Raw genomic sequence first — 20,374 nt, forward strand, 5'->3', positions numbered from 1 at the left:
GTATCAAGCTGCAAGCTCCAAGCTCAAAACGAGCGATCGGTGCTTCAACTTGTCGCTTGCAGCTTCTAGCTTGCAGCTAAAAAGGGAACCTTTTTATGACACAGAAATTTGACGTTGTAGTGATTGGTGCGGGCCCTGGCGGCTATGTTGCCGCGATCAAGGCCGCACAACTGGGCCTCTCGACTGCTTGCATCGAAAAATACACCGACAAGGAAGGCAAACTGGCACTGGGCGGTACTTGCCTGAACGTTGGTTGCATTCCTTCCAAGGCGCTGCTGGACAGCTCCTGGAAATTCCACGAAGCGCAGGACGGCTTTGCCATCCACGGCATCAACCACGCCGGCGTGACCATGGACGTGCCAGCAATGGTTGGCCGTAAAGCCAACATCGTTAAAGGCCTGACCTCCGGCGTTGCGACCTTGTTCAAGGCCAATGGCGTAACTTCCCTGCAAGGCCACGGCAAACTGCTGGCCGGCAAGAAAGTCGAAATCACCAAGCCAGACGGTTCGGTCGAAGTTATCGAAGCCGAGAACGTGATCCTGGCGCCAGGTTCGCGCCCAATCGACATTCCACCAGCTCCTGTTGACCAGAACGTGATCGTCGATTCGACCGGCGCCCTGGAATTCCAGGCAGTGCCTAAGCGTCTGGGCGTGATCGGCGCTGGCGTGATCGGCCTGGAACTGGGTTCGGTATGGTCCCGCCTGGGTTCGGAAGTCACCGTGCTCGAAGCCCTGGACACCTTCCTGCTGGCTGCCGACACTGCCGTTTCCAAAGAAGCCTATAAGACCCTGACCAAACAAGGTCTGGACATCAAGCTGGGCGCTCGCGTGACGGGTTCGAAGGTTAACGGCGAAGAAGTGGTCGTGACCTACACCGACAAGGATGGCGAACAGACCATCACCTTCGACAAGCTGATCGTAGCCGTTGGTCGCCGTCCAGTGACCACCGATCTGCTGGCAGCTGACAGCGGCGTGAACATCGACGAGCGTGGTTTCATCCACGTTGATGATCACTGCGCGACCACAGTGCCTGGCGTCTACGCCATCGGTGACGTGGTTCGCGGCATGATGCTGGCGCACAAGGCGTCCGAAGAAGGCATCATGGTTGTCGAGCGCATCAAGGGCCACAAAACCCAGATGAACTACGACCTGGTCCCATCGGTCATCTACACCCACCCGGAAATTGCATGGGTCGGCAAGAACGAACAGCAGTTGAAAGCTGAAGGCGTTGAAGTTAACGTCGGCACCTTCCCGTTTGCCGCTTCTGGCCGTGCCATGGCAGCCAACGACACTGGTGGTTTTGTCAAAGTCATCGCTGATGCCAAGACTGACCGCGTATTGGGCGTCCACGTGATTGGCCCGAGCGCTGCAGAACTGGTTCAGCAAGGCGCAATCGGTATGGAATTCGGCACCAGTGCCGAGGACCTGGGCATGATGGTCTTCTCCCATCCGACCCTGTCCGAAGCGTTGCACGAAGCAGCGTTGGCAGTGAATGGCGGCGCCATCCACATCGCCAACCGCAAGAAGCGCTAAGCGAGATAATAAGAAACCACGGCGGAGTTGCCCGTCGTGAGCCTTGCGCGCAAGACTCACCGCGGAATATCCGCTGGACGCAGCCTTGCGCAGCTTTATGGGCCATAAGCCCTGCAAGTTGCGCAAGCAGCAGTCACAGGTGGCGCGGCACTCATAATGAGCGCAGCGCCGAATGCGCAGTACCTAACGAAGACGGTAAAAAGCATGAATCTTCACGAGTATCAGGGTAAGCAGCTGTTCGCTGAATACGGCCTGCCAGTTTCCAAGGGCTACGCAGTAGACACCCCGGAAGCAGCAGCAGAAGCTTGCGACAAAATCGGTGGCACCGAGTGGGTTGTCAAAGCCCAGGTCCACGCGGGTGGTCGCGGTAAAGCGGGCGGCGTTAAGCTGGTTCGCAGCAAAGAAGACGCCAAGGCCTTCGCACAGCAGTGGCTGGGCAAGCGTCTGGTGACTTACCAGACTGATGCCAATGGCCAGCCAGTCACCAAGATCCTGGTTGAATCGTGCACTGATATCGCTAAAGAGCTGTACCTGGGCGCTGTCGTTGACCGTTCGAGCCGTCGCATCGTGTTCATGGCTTCCACCGAAGGTGGCGTGGACATCGAGAAAATCGCTCACGAAACCCCAGAAAAAATTCTGAAAGCCACCATCGATCCACTGGTTGGCGCTCAGCCATTCCAGGGTCGCGAGCTGGCTTTCCAGCTGGGCCTGGAAGGCAAGCAAGTTGCCCAGTTCGCCAAGATCTTCGTAGGTCTGGCCAAACTGTTCCAGGATCACGATCTGGCCCTGCTGGAAGTGAACCCGCTGGTGATCAAGGCTGACGGCGATCTGCACTGCCTCGACGCCAAGATCAACATCGACGCCAACGCCATGTACCGTCAGCCTAAGCTGAAGACTTTCCACGATCCGTCGCAGGACGATCCGCGCGAAGCGCATGCTGCCAAGTTCGAACTGAACTACGTAGCACTGGAAGGTAACATCGGTTGCATGGTCAACGGTGCTGGCCTGGCCATGGGTACCATGGACATCGTCAACCTGCATGGCGGCAAGCCAGCCAACTTCCTCGACGTGGGCGGCGGTGCTACCAAAGAACGCGTTACCGAAGCGTTCAAGATCATCCTGTCCGACTCCAACGTCGCTGCAGTACTGGTCAACATCTTCGGCGGCATCGTTCGTTGCGACATGATTGCCGAAGGCATCATCGGTGCAGTGAAAGAAGTCGGCGTTAAAATCCCGGTTGTTGTTCGTCTTGAAGGTAACAACGCTGAACTGGGCGCTAAAGTACTGGCAGAAAGCGGTTTGAACATCATCGCGGCTACCAGCCTGACCGACGCTGCTCAACAAGTTGTCAAAGCTGCGGAGGGCAAATAATGAGCGTCCTGATCAATAAAGACACCAAAGTTATCTGCCAGGGTATTACCGGTTCGCAAGGTAGTTTCCACACCCAGCAAGCCATCGAATACGGCACCAAGATGGTTGGTGGTGTAACACCAGGCAAAGGCGGCACCGAGCACCTGGGCCTGCCAGTGTTCAACACCGTGAAAGATGCTGTTGCTCAAACTGGCGCTACCGCCAGCGTGATCTACGTTCCAGCTCCTTTCTGCAAGGACTCGATCCTGGAAGCAGCATTCGGCGGCATCAAGCTGATCGTTTGCATCACCGAAGGCATTCCTACCCTGGACATGCTGGACGCTAAAGTTAAGTGCGACGAGCTGGGTGTTACCCTGATCGGCCCTAACTGCCCAGGCGTGATCACTCCAGGCGAATGCAAGATCGGCATCATGCCGGGTCACATTCACTTGCCAGGCAAAGTCGGTATCGTTTCCCGTTCCGGCACCCTGACCTACGAAGCTGTGAAGCAGACCACTGACGCCGGTTTCGGTCAGTCGACTTGCGTCGGCATCGGCGGTGACCCGATCCCGGGCTCCAACTTCATCGACATCCTGAAGCTGTTCCAGGAAGACCCGAAGACCGAAGCGATCGTTATGATCGGTGAGATCGGCGGTTCGGCTGAAGAAGAAGCGGCTGCCTACATCAAGGCACACGTGACCAAGCCGGTTGTTTCCTACATCGCTGGTGTGACTGCCCCTGCGGGCAAGCGCATGGGCCATGCTGGCGCAATCATCTCCGGCGGCAAAGGCACTGCAGACGAGAAATTCGCTGCGCTGCAAGACGCCGGTGTAAAAACCGTGCGTTCGCTGGCAGACATCGGCAAGGCCCTGGCCGAACTGACCGGTTGGGCTGTCAAGTAAGCCTCGCGCTTAACTGACGCTTCACCACACAAAGGCCACCTTCGGGTGGCCTTTGTGCGTTTAAGGGCAGCTGTAAGCGGCAAGCTTTAGCTGCAAGACAACACAGTGCGGCCAGTCGTGCCGCTTAAAGCTTGCCGCTGCTCTTACAAAAACGCGACATAGAGATGTCGCTTATCGGACAGTGCGCCCCGCAACAGTGCGTTTGTCAGCTCAATTCTGTACCCTAACCGTCTCTTTATGCGCCCGCATCCCAAAAGGCCGCTGCGCGCCAGACCGGTCGGTCCCCACAAGGGCCGGCAGTATTTCCCTCATCCATAGGGAATCCCTCTCTAAATTCCGATTCAGTAGTGTGGTATTTCCTTAAATGAAAGTGTTGAAAAGCCAGGACATCCTGGCGTTGGGCTTTATGACCTTTGCCCTGTTCGTGGGCGCCGGCAACATTATCTTTCCGCCTATCGTGGGTTTGCAGTCCGGGCCTCATGTCTGGATGGCAGCGCTGGGCTTCCTGATCACCGCCGTGGGCTTGCCGGTGGTCACAGTGATCGCGCTGGCCAAGGTCGGTGGCGGTATGGACGCGTTGAGCAGCCCCATCGGCAAGATCGCCGGTGGCTTGCTGGCGGCGGCGGCGTATCTGGCGGTAGGGCCGCTGTTCGCTACCCCGCGTACCGCGACCGTGTCCTTCGAAGTGGGCCTGGCCCCGCTGACCGGCGAAAGCCCGCTGGCGCTGTTCCTCTACAGCTCGGTGTATTTCCTGGTGGTGTTTTTTGTGTCGCTGTACCCGGGGCGCCTGCTGGATACAGTGGGTCGCTTTCTGGCACCGCTGAAGATCATCGCCCTGGCCATCCTCGGCATTGCAGCGTTCGCTCTGCCGGCCGGTGAAGTGGGTGTCGCGACGCCTGAATACGTCGCCGCGCCGTTCTCCCAGGGGTTTATCAATGGCTACCTGACCATGGACACCCTCGGCGCGTTGGTCTTCGGTATCGTGATCGTCAACGCGATCCGTTCCCGCGGCGTCGAATCTCCTAAGCTGATCACGCGCTACGCCATCATCGCCGGTCTGATTGCCGGTGTGGGCCTGGCCCTGGTGTATATCAGTCTGTTCCGGCTGGGGGCGGGCAGCCATGCCGTCGCCGCCGGTGCGAGCAACGGCGCTGCGGTGCTGCACGCGTACGTGCAATACACCTTCGGTTCCCTGGGCAGCGGTTTCCTGGCGGTGCTGATTTCCCTGGCGTGCCTGGTGACCGCCGTGGGCCTGACGTGTGCCTGCGCGGAGTACTTCAGCCGCATCCTGCCGTTGTCCTACAAGAGCCTGGTGGTGATTCTGGCGCTGTTCTCGCTGTTCGTGTCCAACCTGGGCCTGACCAAGCTGATCGCGTTCTCGATCCCGGTGCTGACTGCGATCTACCCGCCGTGCATCGTGCTGGTGGCCCTGAGCTTCTGCAAAGACTTCTGGCAGGAGCAGGGTCGTATCGTTGGTCCGGTGATGCTGGTGTCGTTCATCTTCGGCTGCATCGATGCGCTCAAGGGCGCGGGCCTGGCTGACTGGCTGCCATCGCAGTTGGCGCACCTGCCGTTGAGCGAACAAGGTCTGGCGTGGCTGGTGCCTTCGGTGATGGTCCTGGTGGTGGCCTTGGTGATTGACCGTATGCTCGGCAAGCGTAGCGAAGCAATCGCTTAACACGTGCTCAAGGTTGCACAGAAATGCCTCGTATCAATCGATACGGGGCATTTTTTATGCTTAATAGATGACACGCTTCTAAAGTTGAAACTCGGTAGGTGTGGAGCGGGCAGGCTCGCAAATGCGCTGTATCAGTGCCAGATTGGTAAACTGACTCCCAGCCTTTGTGGGCACGCCAGCACATGTTGACCGCGTAGGCCACACACCATCTTTTGTCATAGGACCCGCATGTCGTTCGTCGAAACCAATCAGATCCACCTGCTTGCCGCCCTCTGGTTCGTCCTGTGTTGGGGCGGTTACACCCGTTATGCCACCTGGAAAGCCCGCGATACGGCCTGTCTGGCCAGTGTGCTGCATCTTTACCGCGAAGACTGGATGCGCCGCATGCTGCTGCGGGACAACCGTATCGCCGACGCCAGCGTGATTGGTAACCTGGAGCGCAATGCCTCGTTCTTCGCCTCCAGTACCCTGATCATCCTCGCCGGTATTCTCACCGTACTCGGCGCGTCCGAGCGGGCCGTGTCGTTGTTGGCGGATATCCCCATGGTGCAACAGGCCTCCCAGGGCATGTCGGAAATCAAGCTGCTATGCCTGGCGCTGGTGTTCGTCTACGCCTTCTTCACCTTCAGTTGGTGCATGCGTCAGTACAACTTTGCAGCGGTGCTGGTGGGATCGGCGCCGATGATCGGGGAGCGGCATGTGTCGGAACAGGAGCGCAAGGCGTTTGCGTTGCGCGCGGCACGGGTGATTTCCATGGCGGCCAACCAGTTCAACTTCGGTCTGCGCGCCTATTACTTCGGCATGACCATGTTGGCGTGGTTTGTGAGTCCCTGGTTGTTCATGTTGATGAGCGCGGGGGTGGTGTTGGTGCTGTATCGTCGCGAGTTTCATTCCGACGTACTGCAAGTGATGGTGTATACGCAGACGGATACGCCGCTGCCCGATACCGCCAAAGAAGCCGCTTAGTGCGCCTTGGTGGATTAGTGCGCTGAATAAAAACAGCAGACAAAGTAAAGCCCGCTATGTAAGCGGGCTTTCTTTTTGCAGCCAGGCTATTTCAAACCCCGGTATCAAGAACCGGTGGCAGGAGTCGCTGGGGCTGCTTCTTTTGCGGCGGCTTCGTTCGATTCAGCCTGAGCTTTGGCAGCATCGGCGTTTTCTTTCGCAGCGTCGTTCACTTTATCCTGAGCCTTCGCCATATCTTTCTGAGCTTGCTCGGAATGTGCAGCAGCGTCTTGGGCTTTGTCTTCGGATTTTTTGTCGCAGGCAGCCAGACCGAGGGCAGCGGCCAGCATCATGGAAATAGCTAAAGTCTTGCGCATGGGTGTTTCTCCTTATTGAAGATATCTACTGGCCTTTCGAGCGTGGGGTCCAAGCTTTAGTTCCTTTTATTACGCAGATATATAAACAGCGCGCTTCAAGGAACTTTCACTCGCACGGTCTACTCCGCGAGTCATCACTTAAAAGAGTCTGGATACAATGACCGAAAATCCACTGTTAGAGCGTGCCACTCGCTTTGTATCGGCACTGCGCCATTGCCAGGTGCTGGGTATCAGTGTTCATGAGGCGAGCGAGGAGGGCATGACCCTGGTGTTGCCCTACAGCCCGGCCATCGTCGGTGATCCCCAGTCCGGCGTGATCCACGGCGGGGCGCTGACCTCGCTGATGGACACTGCCTGCGGCATGGCCACCTTGTGTGTGCTGCCGGAGTTCGAGGTCTGCCCGACGCTCGATCTGCGCGTCGACTACATGCATGCCGCCGAACCCCACAAACCGGTCTACGGCTTCGCCCAGTGCTATCGAGTGACGCCCGACGTGATCTTCACCCGTGGTGTCGCCTACCAGGATGACCCGCAACAGCCTATTGCCCATGTAGTCGGCACGTTTATGCGCATGGGCAAGCGCCTCAAGGGCACCCAAGGCCTGGGCAGCGTCATCAAGGGAGAGCAGGCATGACGCATCGATTCAAGAGCCGTCTCGAACAGGCCCATGAACGCGGCGACTACGGGGCGCTGCTGGAGCTGATCCCCTACGCCAAGCTGATCGGCATCGAGTGCACCCGCGTGGGCGATGAGTTGCTGTTTCGTCTGCCTGCCAACAAGGACAACATTGGTAACCCCATATTGCCGGCGCTGCATGGCGGGGTGATTGCCGGCTTTATGGAGCTGTCGGCGGCGTTGCATCTGCTGGTATTCACCGGCACGCCGGGCCTGCCGAAAATCATAGACTTCTCCCTGGATTACCTGCGTGCCGGCCAGTTTCGCGACACCTACGCCACCTGCCAGGTATGGCGCCAGGGTCGACGGGTGGCGAATGTGGCGATCACTGCCTGGCAAAGCACCCCGGCGGAACCGATTGCCACCGCCCGTGCGCATTTCAAAATCGAGGAAGCGGTGTGCCCTTGAAATCCTGGTCTTAGCCCCCAACTTTGATGACAACCCGCCGCCAACCCTTTCGGGGGCGGCCACTGCCATCCAATTGGAGTTTGATGACCATGAGTGTGGAAACTCAAAAGGAAACCCTGGGCTTCCAGACCGAGGTGAAGCAACTGCTGCACCTCATGATCCATTCGCTGTATTCCAACAAGGAAATTTTCCTTCGCGAATTGATCTCGAACGCCTCTGACGCTGTCGACAAATTACGTTTCGAAGCCCTGTCCAAGCCTGAATGGCTGGAAGGCGGCGCTGAACTGAAGATCCGCGTGAGCTTCGACAAGGACGCCAAGACCGTCACCCTCGAAGACAACGGCATTGGCATGAGCCGCGAAGACGCGATTACCCACTTGGGCACCATCGCCAAATCCGGCACCGCCGACTTCATGAAGAACCTGTCGGGCGACCAGAAGAAAGACTCGCACCTGATCGGCCAATTCGGCGTGGGTTTCTACTCGGCCTTTATCGTGGCCGACAAGGTTGAAGTCTTTAGCCGTCGCGCCGGCCTCGACGCCAGCGAAGGCGTGCACTGGGCGTCCAAAGGTGAGGGCGAGTTTGAAATCGCCACCCTCGACAAGGCTGACCGTGGTACCCGCATCGTGCTGCACCTTAAAGACGGCGAAGACGAATTCGCCGATGGCTGGCGCCTGCGCAACATCATCAAGAAGTACTCCGACCATATTGCACTGCCGATCGAGCTGCCTAAAGAACAGGCCGCGGCCGAAGGTGAAGAAGCACCTGCCCAGGCGTGGGAAGTGGTCAATCGCGCCAGCGCTCTGTGGACCCGTCCGCGTACCGAGATCAAGGACGAGGAATACCAGGAGTTCTACAAGCATATCGGTCACGACTACGAAAACCCGCTGAGCTGGAGCCACAACAAGGTCGAAGGCAAGCTGGAATACAGCTCGCTGCTCTACGTGCCGGCCCGTGCTCCGTTCGACCTGTACCAGCGCGAAGCGCCTAAAGGCCTGAAGCTCTACGTACAGCGCGTGTTCGTGATGGACCAGGCAGAATCCTTCCTGCCGTTGTACCTGCGTTTCATCAAGGGCGTGGTCGACTCCAATGACCTGTCGCTGAACGTGTCGCGGGAAATCCTGCAGAAAGATCCGATCATCGATTCCATGAAGTCGGCGCTGACCAAGCGCGTACTCGACATGCTGGAAAAACTGGCGAAGAACGAGCCTGAGCAATACAAAGGCTTCTGGAAAAACTTTGGCCAGGTCATGAAAGAAGGCCCGGCGGAAGATTTCGCCAACAAGGAAAAAATCGCCGGTCTGCTGCGTTTTGCGTCCACTCAGGGCGAAGAAGGCGAGCAGGTGGTGTCCCTGGCCGAGTACCTGGCCCGCGCCAAGGAAGGTCAGGACAAGATCTACTACCTGACCGGTGAAACCTACGCCCAGGTCAAGAACAGCCCACACCTGGAAGTCTTCCGCAAGAAAGGCATCGAAGTGCTGCTGCTGACTGACCGTATCGATGAGTGGCTGATGAGCTACCTCAGCGAGTTCGACGGCAAGACCTTCGTCGACGTGGCCCGTGGTGACCTGGACCTGGGTAACCTGGACTCCGAAGAAGAGAAGAAAGAAGCCGAAGAGGTCGCCAAGGCCAAAGAGGGCCTGGTTGAGCGGATCAAGACTGCCTTGGGCGATGCTGTCAGCGAAGTGCGGGTTTCCCACCGTCTGACCGACTCGCCGGCGATCCTGCCCATCGGTGAACAGGACCTGGGCATGCAGATGCGTCAGATCCTTGAAGCCAGCGGCCAGAAGGTGCCGGATTCCAAGCCGATCTTCGAATTCAACCCGGCTCACCCACTGATCGAAAAACTCGACGGTGAGCAGAGCGAAGAGCGTTTTGGCGACTTGTCGCACATCCTTTTCGACCAGGCGGCCCTGGCCGCCGGTGACAGCCTCAAGGACCCGGCCGCCTATGTGCGCCGACTGAACAAGCTGTTGGTTGAACTGTCGGTTTAACACCGTTGTAGAAAAACCCGCCTCGGCGGGTTTTTTCGTTTTACTGCACCTCAACTGGAGAAAATGATGAGCCAAGTCACTGTGCGTTCCGTGGTCTATCAGATTGATGGCCAGTCCTATGAGAGCCGCCTGGCGTTCGACGCGAGCCACAAGGGGCCTTTGCCGGGCTTGCTGATGGCGCCGAACTGGATGGGCGTGAGTGCGGGTGCCGAAGAGATCGCCAAGACCGTTGCCGGCAAAGGCTACGTGGTGCTGATCGCCGACCTGTACGGCCAAACCGTGCGCCCCGCCAATGGCGATGAAGCCGGTGCGGCGATGATGCCGTTGAAGAATGACCGCCCCATGCTGAACAAGCGTATGCAGGCTGCTTTTGAGCAGTTGCAAGGTCAGACCGAAGCGGCTGTCGACACCTCCAGGCTGGCCACCTTCGGCTTCTGCTTCGGCGGTTGCTGCGCCCTGGAACTGGCCCGTACCGGCGCGCCGTTGAAAGCCGCCGTGTCGTTCCACGGCACCCTCGACACGCCGAACCCTGCGGATGCCAAGCGCATCAAGGGCTCGGTGCTGGTGCTGCATGGCGCGTCCGACCCGCTGGTGCCCAAGGAGCAACTGCCGGCGTTTGAAGATGAAATGAACGCGGCGGGTGTGGATTGGCAGTTGCTCAGCTACGGCGGCGCGGTGCATTCCTTCACCGATCCCGACGCCAATGTGCCGGGCAAAATGATGTACAACGCGAAGGTCGCTGCACGGGCCTTCCAGTCGATGCATAACCTGCTGGATGAAGTGTTCAAGGGCTGATTTTTTCAGCGCCTGTCTCGAGGTTATCGCGGGCAAGCAGGCTTGCCTGCGATAGCTATCTCACAGGCAGCTCAATTCTCTCGGTTTCACCCGGCACCTTCGGCCATTCCCCCGCGGCCCAACGCCGCCGAGCCTCGTCGATTTTCAACGGAGCACTCGCCACAAAATTCCAATTGATCCGCCTCGGTCCATCCAGCGGCGCGCCGCCAAACACCACCAGATGGCAGTCGGAGTCGGCAAACAACGTCATCTCCTGACCGCTCGGCAGTACCACCAGGCTATGCACCTCCAGCGGTTCGCCGTCGAGCTGTGCGTTGCCGTCCAGCACATACACCGCCCGTTCCTCATGCTCATCCGGGATCAGCAGCGTAGTGGCTGTCTGCATCTGCACGTCGGCATATAAGGTGGGCGACAGCACCGGCACGGGTGACTTGAGACAAAAGCCACTGCCCGCAATCATACAAATCCGCACACCCAGGTTGTCGCTGGTCGGCAGGCTTGCCGCGGGGTGGTGGCTGTAATGCCCCGGGCCCGTCTCGTGATCCCTGGGCGACGCCAGCCAGACTTGCAGACCGTGCAGGTTGAAACCGCGTGCCTTGAGCGCCTCGGGTGTGCGTTCGACATGTGCAATGGCGGCGCCAGCGGTCATCCAGCTCACATCGCCGGCCTCTACCACCTGATCGGAGCCCAGGCTGTCCTTGTGCTGCAAGGCGCCCTCGAACAGATACGTCAGGGTCGAGAGACCGATGTGCGGATGTTGGCGGATATTCATGCCGCTGCCCGGCGCGTAGCGGGTGCTCAACATATGGTCGAAAAACACGAAGGGCCCGACGGCGCGGCATTCTCGCGACGGCAAAGGGCGCAGGATCGGTTGGCCTTCAACGTCTTCCTGGCGAGGGCGGATCACGGTGGGTGTGGTCATGGTGCGTCCAGTCTGAGCGGGTTGGATGCTGCTGAGCATAACCCGCTTGACGAGAGCTTGCCGCTATTGGCTGAAAGGGCCTTCCGACAGTTTGGTGTCAATGCTGATCTCGGCGGTGGTCATCAATTTGTGCACCGGGCACTTGTCCGCAACGCGATGCAGTTCATTGCGTTGCTCGTCGGTGAGCACGCCCTTGAGGGTCAGTTTGACGTTGAGTTTGTATTTGCCTTTTAGCTCTTCGGCCGCGTCGTGGGTGACTTCCACGGTGACGCCGGTAAGCGGGATATTCTTCTTTTGTGCGTAGAGCTTGACGGTCAAGGCCTTGCAGGACGCCAGCGCGGCATCGAAGTAATCGTGGGGCGAGGGCGCCGAATCGTCGCCGCCCAGGCTTTTGGGTAAGTCGGTAAACAGTTCGTGATTATCAATGTTGAGGCTGTGGCGGAAGTTTTCAGCATTCAGCGTATTCACGGTAACAGGCATGGCAAACCTCACGGGATGGCAGGATGAAGGTCATGAAGTTATAGAGCATGCTGGCACTTAGGTGTTCCGCGTTTTTTGCTGGATGAACCCCGGCAGGGCGCACAAGGTCTACCTGTCTCAGCCCTTATCGAGGTTTTACCGTGCCCTGGACTCGCCTCACGCTTGCCCTGTTGCTCGCCTCCAGCAGCCTGGCCGCACAGGCCCGCGACTATGCCTACAGCGATGCTCACCTGCATTACGTGGATTTCTTCCAGGAAACCGCCGGCATGGACAAGTTGCTCAAGGCGATGGCCGACAACCACATTGAGCACGTGATGATCTCCGGCATTCCTGTCGCGAAGAAATGGCACGAAGACGAACCCAAGCGCCCGCGTTATTACGCCGGTGACGACGCCGACGCCTATTGGTACAGCGCCACCGACGTGATCGTCGCCGCTGCCGTGAATAAGCTCACCCCTGAGCAGCGTCGGCACTTTCATCCGTTCCTGTCCGGCTTTAACCCCAACGATAAGAACTCTGCTGCGCATATCCAGCGCATGCTCGACCTCAATCCTGGCTTGTGGCAGGGCATTGGTGAAGTCTTTACCCGTCACGATGACCTCACCGCTCTGACCTCCGGCGACACCCCGCGCGCCAACAACGAAGCCATGACGCGCATTTATCATCTGGCCGCCGAAAACGACCTGCCGGTGATGGTGCATTCCAACATCACCTCCAAGCGCGAGCGCAACCCGCTGTACCTGGCCGAAATCGAGGAGCCGCTGCGCAATCACCCGCATACCCGTTTTATCTGGGCCCATGCCGGCACCAGCAAGGAAATCCACCGGCATCAGGTGCAGATGGACTTTTTGTTGCCCACCCTCGACCGACTGTTGCAGGCTTATCCCAATCTGTACATCGACCTGTCGTGGAGCATGCTCACGCCGTATTTGCTGGATGAAGCCGGCAAGCCCCGGCCTGAGTGGGTAAAGCTGGTAGAGCGCTTCCCAGAGCGCTTTATGCTGGGATCGGATGTGGTAGGGCGGTTCAATAAACTGGGTAAGGAGATGCGCCGCTTTGAGCCTTTCCTCGACGCACTGCCGCAAGACGTTGCGCAGAAAGTGGCACGGGATAATTTCCTGGCGATCCTGCCTAAGGTCACTCCCGATGGGGCGGCGCGTTGATCCTGCGTAAACTCGCTGAAGTGCCGAGGGCTGTCGAGGGGGCCGGACGCGGCGTTCGGTGTGAGGCTATCCTGGCCTTGCTTTCAGCCACCCAATAAAAAGCCCCGAACCAGTCGGGGCCTTCTATAAGATCAAGCTACAGGTCTTACTTGCCCTGCCAGCGTTTCAGCACGAGGGTGGCGTTAGTGCCACCGAAGCCGAAGCTGTTGCTCATCACGGTGTCGATTTTGGCGTTTTCTACAGTCTTGGTCAGGATCGGCATATCGGCGACGACCGGGTCGATCTCGTCGATGTTGGCCGAGCCAGCCATGAAGTTGCCTTCCATCATCAGCAGGCAGTAGATCGCTTCGTGAACGCCGGCGGCGCCCAGGGAGTGACCGGACAGGCTTTTGGTGGAACTGATGGCTGGAGCCTTGTCGCCGAATACCGCACGCACGCCTTCCATTTCCTTGGCATCGCCGACCGGGGTCGAAGTGCCGTGGGTGTTCAGGTAGTCGATTGGGGTATCCACAGTGGACATCGCCATCTGCATGCAGCGGATGGCGCCTTCACCGCTTGGCGCAACCATGTCGTAGCCATCGGAAGTGGCGCCGTAGCCGACGATTTCCGCGTAGATCTTGGCGCCACGGGCCAGAGCGTGTTCCAGCTCCTCGACCACCACCATGCCGCCACCGCCGGCGATGACGAAACCGTCACGCTTGGCGTCGTAGGCGCGGGAGGCTTTTTCCGGGGTCTCGTTGTATTCGGTGGACAGTGCGCCCATGGCGTCGAACAGGAACGACTGGCTCCAATGCTCTTCTTCACCGCCGCCGGCGAATACGATGTCCTGCTTGCCCAACTGGATCTGCTCTACCGCGGTACCGATGCAGTGAGCACTGGTGGCGCAGGCGGAGGAGATCGAGTAGTTGACGCCCTTGATCTTGAACGGCGTGGCCAGGCAGGCCGAAACGGTGCTGCCCATGGTCCGCGTGACACGGTACGGGCCGACGCGTTTCACGCCTTTTTCGCGCAGGATGTCCAGCGCTTCCATCTGGTTCAGGGTCGATGCGCCGCCCGAGCCGGCAATCAGGCCGGTGCGTACGTTCGATACCTGGTCTTCGCTCAGGCCGGAATCGGCGATCGCGTCTTTCATCGCCAGGTAGGCATAGGCGGCGGCGTGGCCGACGAAGCGATAGATCTTGCGATCGATCAGCTCTTCGAGGGGCAGGTCGATGGAGCCGGAAACCTGGCTACGCAGACCCATTTCGGCATATTCCGGGTTGAAGCGGATGCCAGGGCGACTTGCACGCAGGTTAGCGGTGACGGTCTCTTTGTCATTGCCCAGGCAAGAAACGATGCCCAGACCAGTGATAACGACGCGGCGCATGCGGATAACCCTTAAAAGTTGTCAGTGGAAGTGAATACGCCGACCCGAAGGCCTTCGGCAGTATAGATCTCGCGACCGTCGACGCTCACCGAACCATCGGCGATGGCCAGGTTCAGCTTGCCCTTGAGGACGCGCTTGATTTGAATGTTGTAGGTGACTTTCTTGGCGGTCGGCAGGACCTGGCCAAAGAACTTCACTTCGCCCGAACCCAGGGCGCGACCGCGGCCCGGCAGGCCTTGCCAGCCGAGGAAGAAACCCACCAGCTGCCACATGGCGTCAAGGCCCAGGCAACCTGGCATCACGGGATCGCCTTCGAAATGGCAGGCGAAGAACCACAGGTCCGGGGTGATATCCAGCTCGGCGACCAATTCACCTTTGCCGTACTTGCCACCCTCTTCGCTGATATGGGTGATGCGGTCCACCATCAGCATATTCGGGGCGGGCAGTTGCGCGTTACCTGGGCCGAACAGCTCACCGCGACTGCAGCGCAGCAGGTCTTCCCGAGTAAAGGCGTTTTGTTTGGTCATGCGAGCTCCTCAATAATCCCATGCGGCAGGGTAGGGTAGATCTTCCCGAACCGAATGAAGCGTTCATGCCTCATGTCGGCAGCCTACACATAGACTATTGCGTTGTAGTGAAAGTCACAGCTTCAAGGCACTGAATGTACACTTGTTCACTGAAATGTTAAACCGGGCCTCTTTGCAGGCCCGTTCGGGTGCCTAAGACTGCCGCACTTTCGCCTTTCACGCCAGTCGCAGTTGGCTGATGGCGCGGCGCTACTGCACCCAACGCTGCAGTATTTGCTGCAAATCCGTACGTTTGAACGGCTTGGCCAGGTAATCGTTCATTCCTGCTGCCAGGCAGGCTTCGCGGTCGCCCTGCAACGCATTGGCGGTCAGCGCGATGATCGGCAGATCGGCGCAGCCCGGTAGTTGGCGAATCTGCCGAGTTGCCTCGTAACCGTCAACCAGCGGCAGCCGGCAGTCCATCAGGATCGCCGTGAAAATCAGGCTCTCGGCGCTGCGGATTGCCTCGGCACCGTCGACGGCCAGGCTCACTTCGAAACCCAGGCTGCGCAGCATGGCTTCCACCACTGTGCGGTTGACCGGGTTGTCCTCCACCAGCAGTACGTGGCGGCCATTGCCGGCTCCGGCTTTGCCGTCCGTGTTGGAGGCGAGCGCGGGCAGGCTGTGCTGGTCAATGGCCAGGGGAATTTCCAGGGTGAACACTGAACCGCGACTTTCTTCACTCTGGGCGCGCAGGGTGCCGCCCATGCGTTCGGCCAGCGTGCGGGCGATGGGCAGGCCCAGGCCGGTCCCGCCGTAACGTCTTGAAATGGAACTGTCGGCCTGCTGAAACGCGTCGAACATCAATTCCAGGCGCTCGGCGGAAATACCGATGCCGCTGTCGCGCACCGCGCAGGTGAACCACACCAGCTCATGGTCAAGGGGCTGCCATTGGGGCTCGACACTGACCGTGCCGTGTTCGGTGAACTTCAGGGCATTGCCGATCAGGTTCACCAGGATCTGGCGGATACGTGTGGGGTCGCCCTGCACCCGCAAGGCGTCCATGCCTGGCGCAATCGTCAGATCGAGTGCCAGCCCACGCTGCTGGGCGCTGTGCTGAAAGGCTTGGGCACAGCTGTTGATCAGGTCGGCCAGATTGAACGAAATATGTTCCAGCTCCAGCGCGGCGCGTTCGATGCGTGAGAAGTCGAGGATATCGTTGATCACCTTGAGCAAATGCTCGGTGGACTCAGAAGCCAGCGCCGCGTATTCGGTCTGCTCCTCCGTCATCTCGGTGGTTTCCAGCAATTGCAGCATGCCCAGCACGCCATTCATCGGCGTACGCAGTTCGTGGCTCATCATGGCCAGGAAGTCCGACTTGGCGTTGTTGGCGCGCTCGGCCTCTTCGCGGGTCTGGATCAACTGCGCCATGGCTTGCTGTTGCTCACGGCTGGCCTGGTTGAGGCCTTCGGCGAGGTTATTGATATGCCGGGAGAGGTCGCCCAGCTCGGAGTCATCCACAATCGGCAGTGGCGTCTTGTAGTCGCCTTGCTGGATCGCCTTGACCGCATGGCCCATGGCACTGATCGGTTGCGACAGGCTCGCGGCCAGGCGCCGGGCGAGCAGGTAGGTAAACAGCAAGGCGAACAGCGCGAGGATCGCGGCTTTAAACAGGATCTCCTGTTGGCGCTGGCTGAAGGCGTCGTTGGACATGCCGACGATCACCCTGCCCAGGTAATCGGCGCGGGGTGCCTTGGGTTCGTTGAGGTTGTCCTGGAAAAAGTCATTGCCCAGCTGGATATGCTGCAAGCGAATCGGGGCCTGGAATACTTTTACCGACAGCGATCTATCGTGTTTTTCCGATGGCTGTTCGACGTAGACCAGGATGTTTTCGGTGGCGTCCTGAATCTCCAGGAAACGCACATGGGGCGTGGCCAGGGTGGCGCGCAGCAGGCTCTCGAGGACGTCGTTGTTGCCGGAAATCACCCCATACTCGGTGGCGGGGGCCAACTGGTTGGCGATCAACTGACCGGTATGGTCCAGTTCCTGGCGCAGGTCCTGGATACGCACGAACGTAAAGAAGCTGATCAACAGCAACGTCAGCAACAGTGCCGGGCCCAAGGTAATGAGCTGCGTGCGGGTGTTGATATCCCAGCGACGGCGCAAGGTCATGGGCGTTTTTCTCCTTCGGCCAATCGGGCGGCGACGCTGGCTTCGTCGACCTCTTCAATGCCCAGTGAGCGCGCGACTTGCGGGTTGCCCACGACTTTGAAGTGCTCGGGGTACAGCGCCCGTGGCCAAGTGGCCGGCGGGTGGTCCAGCAGACGGTCGAGTACCGCCAGCCAGTCAGACTGGTCGCTGTAGGTGCTGGCCAGGCTGCCGGCCTTCACAAAACCGGCGTTGGGCCCCACCAGCGGCAATTGCTGGGCGTAGCTGCTGAGCAGCAGGTTTTTCGCGGTTTTCGGGTTGTACAGTTGCGGGTCGTCCAGGCCGAGCAAAACGTCGCTGTTCCTGAACAGGGTTTGCAGCGCACGACTGTCATTGGTGTTGTCCCAGCGCTGGGGCACGATTTCCAGTTGCAACGCGGCTGCATGCTGGCGCAGCTCGGGCAGCAGGAATTCACTTTCTGCGCCATAGAGCACACCGACGCGCCGCGCCTGAGGCAGGATGCGGTTGATCAGTTGCAGTTGGCGCGCCAGGGGAGGGTCGCTCCATAACAGGCTGATGCGCGCATGCTGCAAAGCCCCTGGGCGCTGGTGGGCCTGCAGCCGGCTGATCCGCAGCACCAGGGTCGGTGGGCCCAGGGGATCTCGCAGTCGCCAGTCGAGTCCCGGCAGGTCCAGCAAGATCAGGCGCGTTTGGGCCGGCAATCCGTTGGGGGAGGGCAAGTCGCTGAGGGGCTTGAACGCGATGCGGTCTTCGGGGCGTTGTTCGGCCAGGGCGCGGGTAAAGGCCTGCACCCCGGCACCGTCTTCGGCGGCGGTGAGCAGGATGTCGGCACTCCATGCCGGTGTCGCCAGCAGCAGGCACGCGAGCACCACGGCGCGTCGCCAGAGCGTATGGATAAGGACGAAGGTCATCCGTGACGGGGTGTCCATGTCAGAACTCTAACTCCGCGCTGAAGTAGAGCACATGGCGATGGTCGTAATTGTTATCGGCCCATGTGGTGGGCTGATTGTCCAGACGTTGTTGCAACATGCCGGCCAGCTCCACGTTGGCTTTGCCCAAGGCAATGCGCTTGGCCACCCGCAGGTCGACCCGTTCGAAGCGATATTGATTGAGCGCGTCGTCGCCATAGTAGAAGAGCGCACTTGACCAGCCCTGACCCCATTCACGCAGCCAGCCGGCCGAGCCACTGTTGCGTGCGGTTTGCGCTTTGTCCCGCGGGTTGCTGGAGGTGGCGTCGACATAAGCGTAGGTCAGGCGCAGGCGGTCGGCGTTGCTCACGCGCCAGTCGAACTGCGACTCGGCCCCGGTGAACCGCGCGCTGCTGGCGTTGCTGGCAATGTACTGATTGTTGCGCAGCGGCGAGCTGATCATGTCGGTGATTTCGTCGTAGAACAGCTTCACGTCCATGTTCAATCCGATGTCGGCAAAGAACCCGTTGTAGCCTAATTCCCGCGAGCGCATCAGTTCTTTGTCGAGGTTGCCCGGGCCGCGGGTCTTTACGAAGTACTGCCCGGAGCCCTGTCCGTAGGCGGGGGAGCTGAGGTTGGTGACGCGGTAGCTCCAGTTGACATTGTTCTCGAACATGTCCGGCGAACGGATCGCCTCGGAGTACACCGCGCGCAGGCCGTGGCGCGGGTTGATCAGGTAGTTGACCGCCACCCGTGGTGTCAGCGAGGGGCCGCTCAGGTGCGTGTCCTCGAACATGGCGCCGCCTTGCAGCAACCAATGCTCGCTGGCGCGCCATTCCAGTTGGCCGAACAGGCGCCAGGTGGTGTCGTCCAGGGTGCCGTTGAAGTAGGTGTCCGAGTCGGCGCGGTCGTAGCGGTAGTTCATGCCGCTGACCAGGCGCAGGCTGTCGGACAGGCTGAGGGTGTCCTGGATTTCCAGGTCGTAGCGACTTTCACGGGTGCTCTGGTCGATGTCGCCGCACACGCTCTGGTTGGCGCCATTGCGCCATTGGTCAAGCACCTGGTTGGCCAGCGCCTGTTCGGCAGCGCTGCCCGGCGGCGCCGTGCCCTGGCTGTAGGTGTCCATATGCCGGGCGAGCAATTCGGCGTAGTTGGGGTTGATTTGCCACAACTGAGTCAGCTCGGGGCTGAACGACACCTTGGCGTCGCAGGCTTTCCAGATCTGCCGGCGGTCCCACTGTTGCGCTGAACCCTGGATATACAGGCTGTGTTCGGGGTTGAAGTCGAAGTTCCAGCGCAGCGAGCCCGCGTAGTCTTTGGCACTGACGTCTGAGTTGTTGCCGCCTTCGGTAATCCCGGCGAAAACCGGCGTGTAGGTATACGGGCGCTGGTTGGTACCTTCCTTGGCGTCCAGTTGCACGTCGATGCTCTGCTGCGTGTTCAGTGTCTGGCTCACCGCCAGGCTGAAGCGGTTGAGGCGCCGGCCGTCACGACGGTCGGCACCGGCGGCATCGCTGTCAAAACCGTCGTCTTGTTGCCCGGACAGCGACAGGCGCAAATCACCGGTGTCCCAACCCACGCCCTGGCTGGCATAAAAGTCGTTGATCCCGCGTTCGCCGCGAATGACCTTTACCCGAGAGCCGTGGCTGTTAGCCGGGGAACGCGTGAGAATATTCACCACCGCCATCAAGGCATTGGCGCCGTAGCTGACGGTGTTGGGGCCGCGAAAGACTTCGATGCGCTCGATATCTTCCATGGCCACTGGAATGTCGCTCCAGTCGACGGTGGCCAGGCCTGCGCGGTACACCGAGCGACCGTCGATCAACACCTGCATGCGTCGTGCGTCGCTGGCGCTGGTGCCGTGGTAGTTCACCGCCGCCTGGTTGCCGGTGGTGTAGCCGACCATCATGCCCGGCACCAGGCGCAGCAGTTCGCTGATGTCCCGAGCGCCGCTGGCCTTGATCAGCTCGCTGTCGATCACGGTCATGCTGCCGGGCACGGCGGCCGCCGATTGCTTGAGCCGCGTGGCGGTCAATACCTGCGGCAGTGGCTGGGCGTCGAGGAACAGGTCGTCGGCCAGCACGGCACCACTGCACAGCAGCATCAGCAACAGAGATGAACGGGGAGGAGGGCCCAGATGCACGACACGGCCTTGATAATGACGAATAGCCGCCCATGTTAACTGAGGCGCGGCCATTTGCCAG

At 59.7% G+C, this 20,374-nt stretch carries 18 protein-coding genes; 10 read left to right on the forward strand and 8 right to left on the reverse strand.

Features of this window, described 5'->3' with window-relative positions; translation table 11 throughout:
* The first annotated feature begins 95 nt into the window (after positions 1–95).
* The 5 genes from lpdA (at position 96) to PSH59_RS08960 (ending at position 6,428) form a co-directional block, all read left to right on the forward strand.
* Entirely contained in the window at positions 96–1,532 is a 1,437-nt protein-coding gene (gene lpdA, locus PSH59_RS08940) for a dihydrolipoyl dehydrogenase (protein WP_248076221.1), read from the forward strand.
* A gap of 204 nt (positions 1,533–1,736) precedes the next feature.
* Complete coding sequence (gene sucC, locus PSH59_RS08945; RefSeq protein ID WP_003233235.1) at positions 1,737–2,903, forward strand: ADP-forming succinate--CoA ligase subunit beta; 1,167 nt, start codon at positions 1,737–1,739, stop codon at positions 2,901–2,903.
* Positions 2,903–3,784: a succinate--CoA ligase subunit alpha gene (sucD, locus tag PSH59_RS08950; protein WP_084381139.1), complete on the forward strand. Its 882-nt coding sequence runs from the start codon at positions 2,903–2,905 to the stop codon at positions 3,782–3,784. The genes sucC and sucD overlap by 1 nt, the downstream gene beginning before the upstream one ends.
* A gap of 364 nt (positions 3,785–4,148) precedes the next feature.
* Complete coding sequence (gene brnQ, locus PSH59_RS08955) at positions 4,149–5,462, forward strand: branched-chain amino acid transport system II carrier protein (protein WP_248076219.1); 1,314 nt, start codon at positions 4,149–4,151, stop codon at positions 5,460–5,462.
* Positions 5,463–5,690: 228 nt separating this feature from the next.
* Positions 5,691–6,428, forward strand: a complete 738-nt coding sequence (locus PSH59_RS08960; protein ID WP_248076217.1) for a DUF599 domain-containing protein — start codon at positions 5,691–5,693, stop codon at positions 6,426–6,428.
* A 104-nt stretch (positions 6,429–6,532) separates the two neighbouring features.
* Here the strand turns inward: PSH59_RS08960 and PSH59_RS08965 are convergent, their stop codons facing one another.
* Entirely contained in the window at positions 6,533–6,784 is a 252-nt protein-coding gene (locus PSH59_RS08965; RefSeq protein ID WP_010211724.1) for a hypothetical protein, read from the reverse strand.
* 157 nt (positions 6,785–6,941) lie between these two features.
* Between PSH59_RS08965 and PSH59_RS08970 the strand changes: the two genes are divergently transcribed.
* From PSH59_RS08970 to PSH59_RS08985, 4 genes are all read left to right on the forward strand, one after another.
* Positions 6,942–7,418, forward strand: coding sequence for a PaaI family thioesterase (locus PSH59_RS08970; RefSeq protein ID WP_305394833.1), 477 nt, complete (start codon positions 6,942–6,944; stop codon positions 7,416–7,418).
* Positions 7,415–7,867: a PaaI family thioesterase gene (locus tag PSH59_RS08975; RefSeq protein WP_305394834.1), complete on the forward strand. Its 453-nt coding sequence runs from the start codon at positions 7,415–7,417 to the stop codon at positions 7,865–7,867. Before PSH59_RS08970 ends, PSH59_RS08975 begins: the two co-directional genes overlap by 4 nt.
* Positions 7,868–7,956: 89 nt before the next feature.
* Positions 7,957–9,861: a molecular chaperone HtpG gene (gene htpG / locus PSH59_RS08980; protein WP_305394835.1), complete on the forward strand. Its 1,905-nt coding sequence runs from the start codon at positions 7,957–7,959 to the stop codon at positions 9,859–9,861.
* 66 nt (positions 9,862–9,927) lie between these two features.
* Positions 9,928–10,656 (forward strand): dienelactone hydrolase family protein, encoded by a 729-nt coding sequence (locus PSH59_RS08985; protein WP_305394836.1) that lies wholly within the window; start codon positions 9,928–9,930, stop codon positions 10,654–10,656.
* Positions 10,657–10,711: 55 nt separating this feature from the next.
* On the opposite strand, the gene PSH59_RS08990 is transcribed toward PSH59_RS08985, so the two are convergent.
* Positions 10,712–11,578 carry a pirin family protein gene (locus PSH59_RS08990; protein WP_305394837.1) on the reverse strand — a complete coding sequence of 289 codons (867 nt, stop codon included), beginning with the start codon at positions 11,576–11,578 and terminating at the stop codon, positions 10,712–10,714.
* Positions 11,579–11,641: 63 nt separating this feature from the next.
* Entirely contained in the window at positions 11,642–12,058 is a 417-nt protein-coding gene (locus tag PSH59_RS08995) for an OsmC family protein (protein ID WP_248076193.1), read from the reverse strand.
* 140 nt (positions 12,059–12,198) lie between these two features.
* Here PSH59_RS08995 and PSH59_RS09000 point away from each other — a divergent pair, with 140 nt between their 5' ends.
* Complete coding sequence (locus tag PSH59_RS09000; RefSeq protein ID WP_305394838.1) at positions 12,199–13,221, forward strand: amidohydrolase family protein; 1,023 nt, start codon at positions 12,199–12,201, stop codon at positions 13,219–13,221.
* A gap of 145 nt (positions 13,222–13,366) precedes the next feature.
* Here the strand turns inward: PSH59_RS09000 and fabB are convergent, their stop codons facing one another.
* The 5 genes from fabB to PSH59_RS09025 all read right to left on the reverse strand — a co-directional run bounded on the left by fabB (position 13,367) and on the right by PSH59_RS09025 (position 20,313).
* Positions 13,367–14,587, reverse strand: a complete 1,221-nt coding sequence (gene fabB, locus PSH59_RS09005; RefSeq protein ID WP_248076179.1) for a beta-ketoacyl-ACP synthase I — start codon at positions 14,585–14,587, stop codon at positions 13,367–13,369.
* An 11-nt stretch (positions 14,588–14,598) separates the two neighbouring features.
* Positions 14,599–15,114, reverse strand: coding sequence for a 3-hydroxyacyl-[acyl-carrier-protein] dehydratase FabA (gene fabA, locus PSH59_RS09010; protein ID WP_010211704.1), 516 nt, complete (start codon positions 15,112–15,114; stop codon positions 14,599–14,601).
* Between the two features lie 249 nt (positions 15,115–15,363).
* Entirely contained in the window at positions 15,364–17,265 is a 1,902-nt protein-coding gene (locus PSH59_RS09015) for an ATP-binding protein (RefSeq protein WP_248076163.1), read from the reverse strand.
* Entirely contained in the window at positions 17,262–18,191 is a 930-nt protein-coding gene (locus PSH59_RS09020) for an ABC transporter substrate-binding protein (protein ID WP_305394839.1), read from the reverse strand. The genes PSH59_RS09015 and PSH59_RS09020 overlap by 4 nt, the downstream gene beginning before the upstream one ends.
* Position 18,192: 1 nt before the next feature.
* Positions 18,193–20,313: a TonB-dependent receptor plug domain-containing protein gene (locus tag PSH59_RS09025; protein ID WP_370694396.1), complete on the reverse strand. Its 2,121-nt coding sequence runs from the start codon at positions 20,311–20,313 to the stop codon at positions 18,193–18,195.
* Positions 20,314–20,374 lie beyond the last annotated feature (61 nt).

The organism is Pseudomonas sp. FP2309, from assembly GCF_030687575.1.
Taxonomy (GTDB): domain Bacteria; phylum Pseudomonadota; class Gammaproteobacteria; order Pseudomonadales; family Pseudomonadaceae; genus Aquipseudomonas.

Bases quoted from the DNA above. Each gene is read 5' to 3' on its own strand.
- PSH59_RS09015 (WP_248076163.1), bottom strand. From the start codon at position 17,265: ATGACCTTGCGCCGTCGCTGGGATATCAACACCCGCACGCAGCTCATT.
- fabA (WP_010211704.1), bottom strand. From the start codon at position 15,114: ATGACCAAACAAAACGCCTTTACTCGGGAAGACCTGCTGCGCTGCAGT.
- htpG (WP_305394835.1), top strand. From the start codon at position 7,957: ATGAGTGTGGAAACTCAAAAGGAAACCCTGGGCTTCCAGACCGAGGTG.
- PSH59_RS08970 (WP_305394833.1), top strand. From the start codon at position 6,942: ATGACCGAAAATCCACTGTTAGAGCGTGCCACTCGCTTTGTATCGGCA.
- lpdA (WP_248076221.1), top strand. From the start codon at position 96: ATGACACAGAAATTTGACGTTGTAGTGATTGGTGCGGGCCCTGGCGGC.
- PSH59_RS08985 (WP_305394836.1), top strand. From the start codon at position 9,928: ATGAGCCAAGTCACTGTGCGTTCCGTGGTCTATCAGATTGATGGCCAG.
- sucC (WP_003233235.1), top strand. From the start codon at position 1,737: ATGAATCTTCACGAGTATCAGGGTAAGCAGCTGTTCGCTGAATACGGC.
- PSH59_RS09020 (WP_305394839.1), bottom strand. From the start codon at position 18,191: ATGGACACCCCGTCACGGATGACCTTCGTCCTTATCCATACGCTCTGG.
- fabB (WP_248076179.1), bottom strand. From the start codon at position 14,587: ATGCGCCGCGTCGTTATCACTGGTCTGGGCATCGTTTCTTGCCTGGGC.
- PSH59_RS08990 (WP_305394837.1), bottom strand. From the start codon at position 11,578: ATGACCACACCCACCGTGATCCGCCCTCGCCAGGAAGACGTTGAAGGC.
- PSH59_RS08995 (WP_248076193.1), bottom strand. From the start codon at position 12,058: ATGCCTGTTACCGTGAATACGCTGAATGCTGAAAACTTCCGCCACAGC.
- brnQ (WP_248076219.1), top strand. From the start codon at position 4,149: ATGAAAGTGTTGAAAAGCCAGGACATCCTGGCGTTGGGCTTTATGACC.
- PSH59_RS08960 (WP_248076217.1), top strand. From the start codon at position 5,691: ATGTCGTTCGTCGAAACCAATCAGATCCACCTGCTTGCCGCCCTCTGG.
- sucD (WP_084381139.1), top strand. From the start codon at position 2,903: ATGAGCGTCCTGATCAATAAAGACACCAAAGTTATCTGCCAGGGTATT.
- PSH59_RS08965 (WP_010211724.1), bottom strand. From the start codon at position 6,784: ATGCGCAAGACTTTAGCTATTTCCATGATGCTGGCCGCTGCCCTCGGT.
- PSH59_RS08975 (WP_305394834.1), top strand. From the start codon at position 7,415: ATGACGCATCGATTCAAGAGCCGTCTCGAACAGGCCCATGAACGCGGC.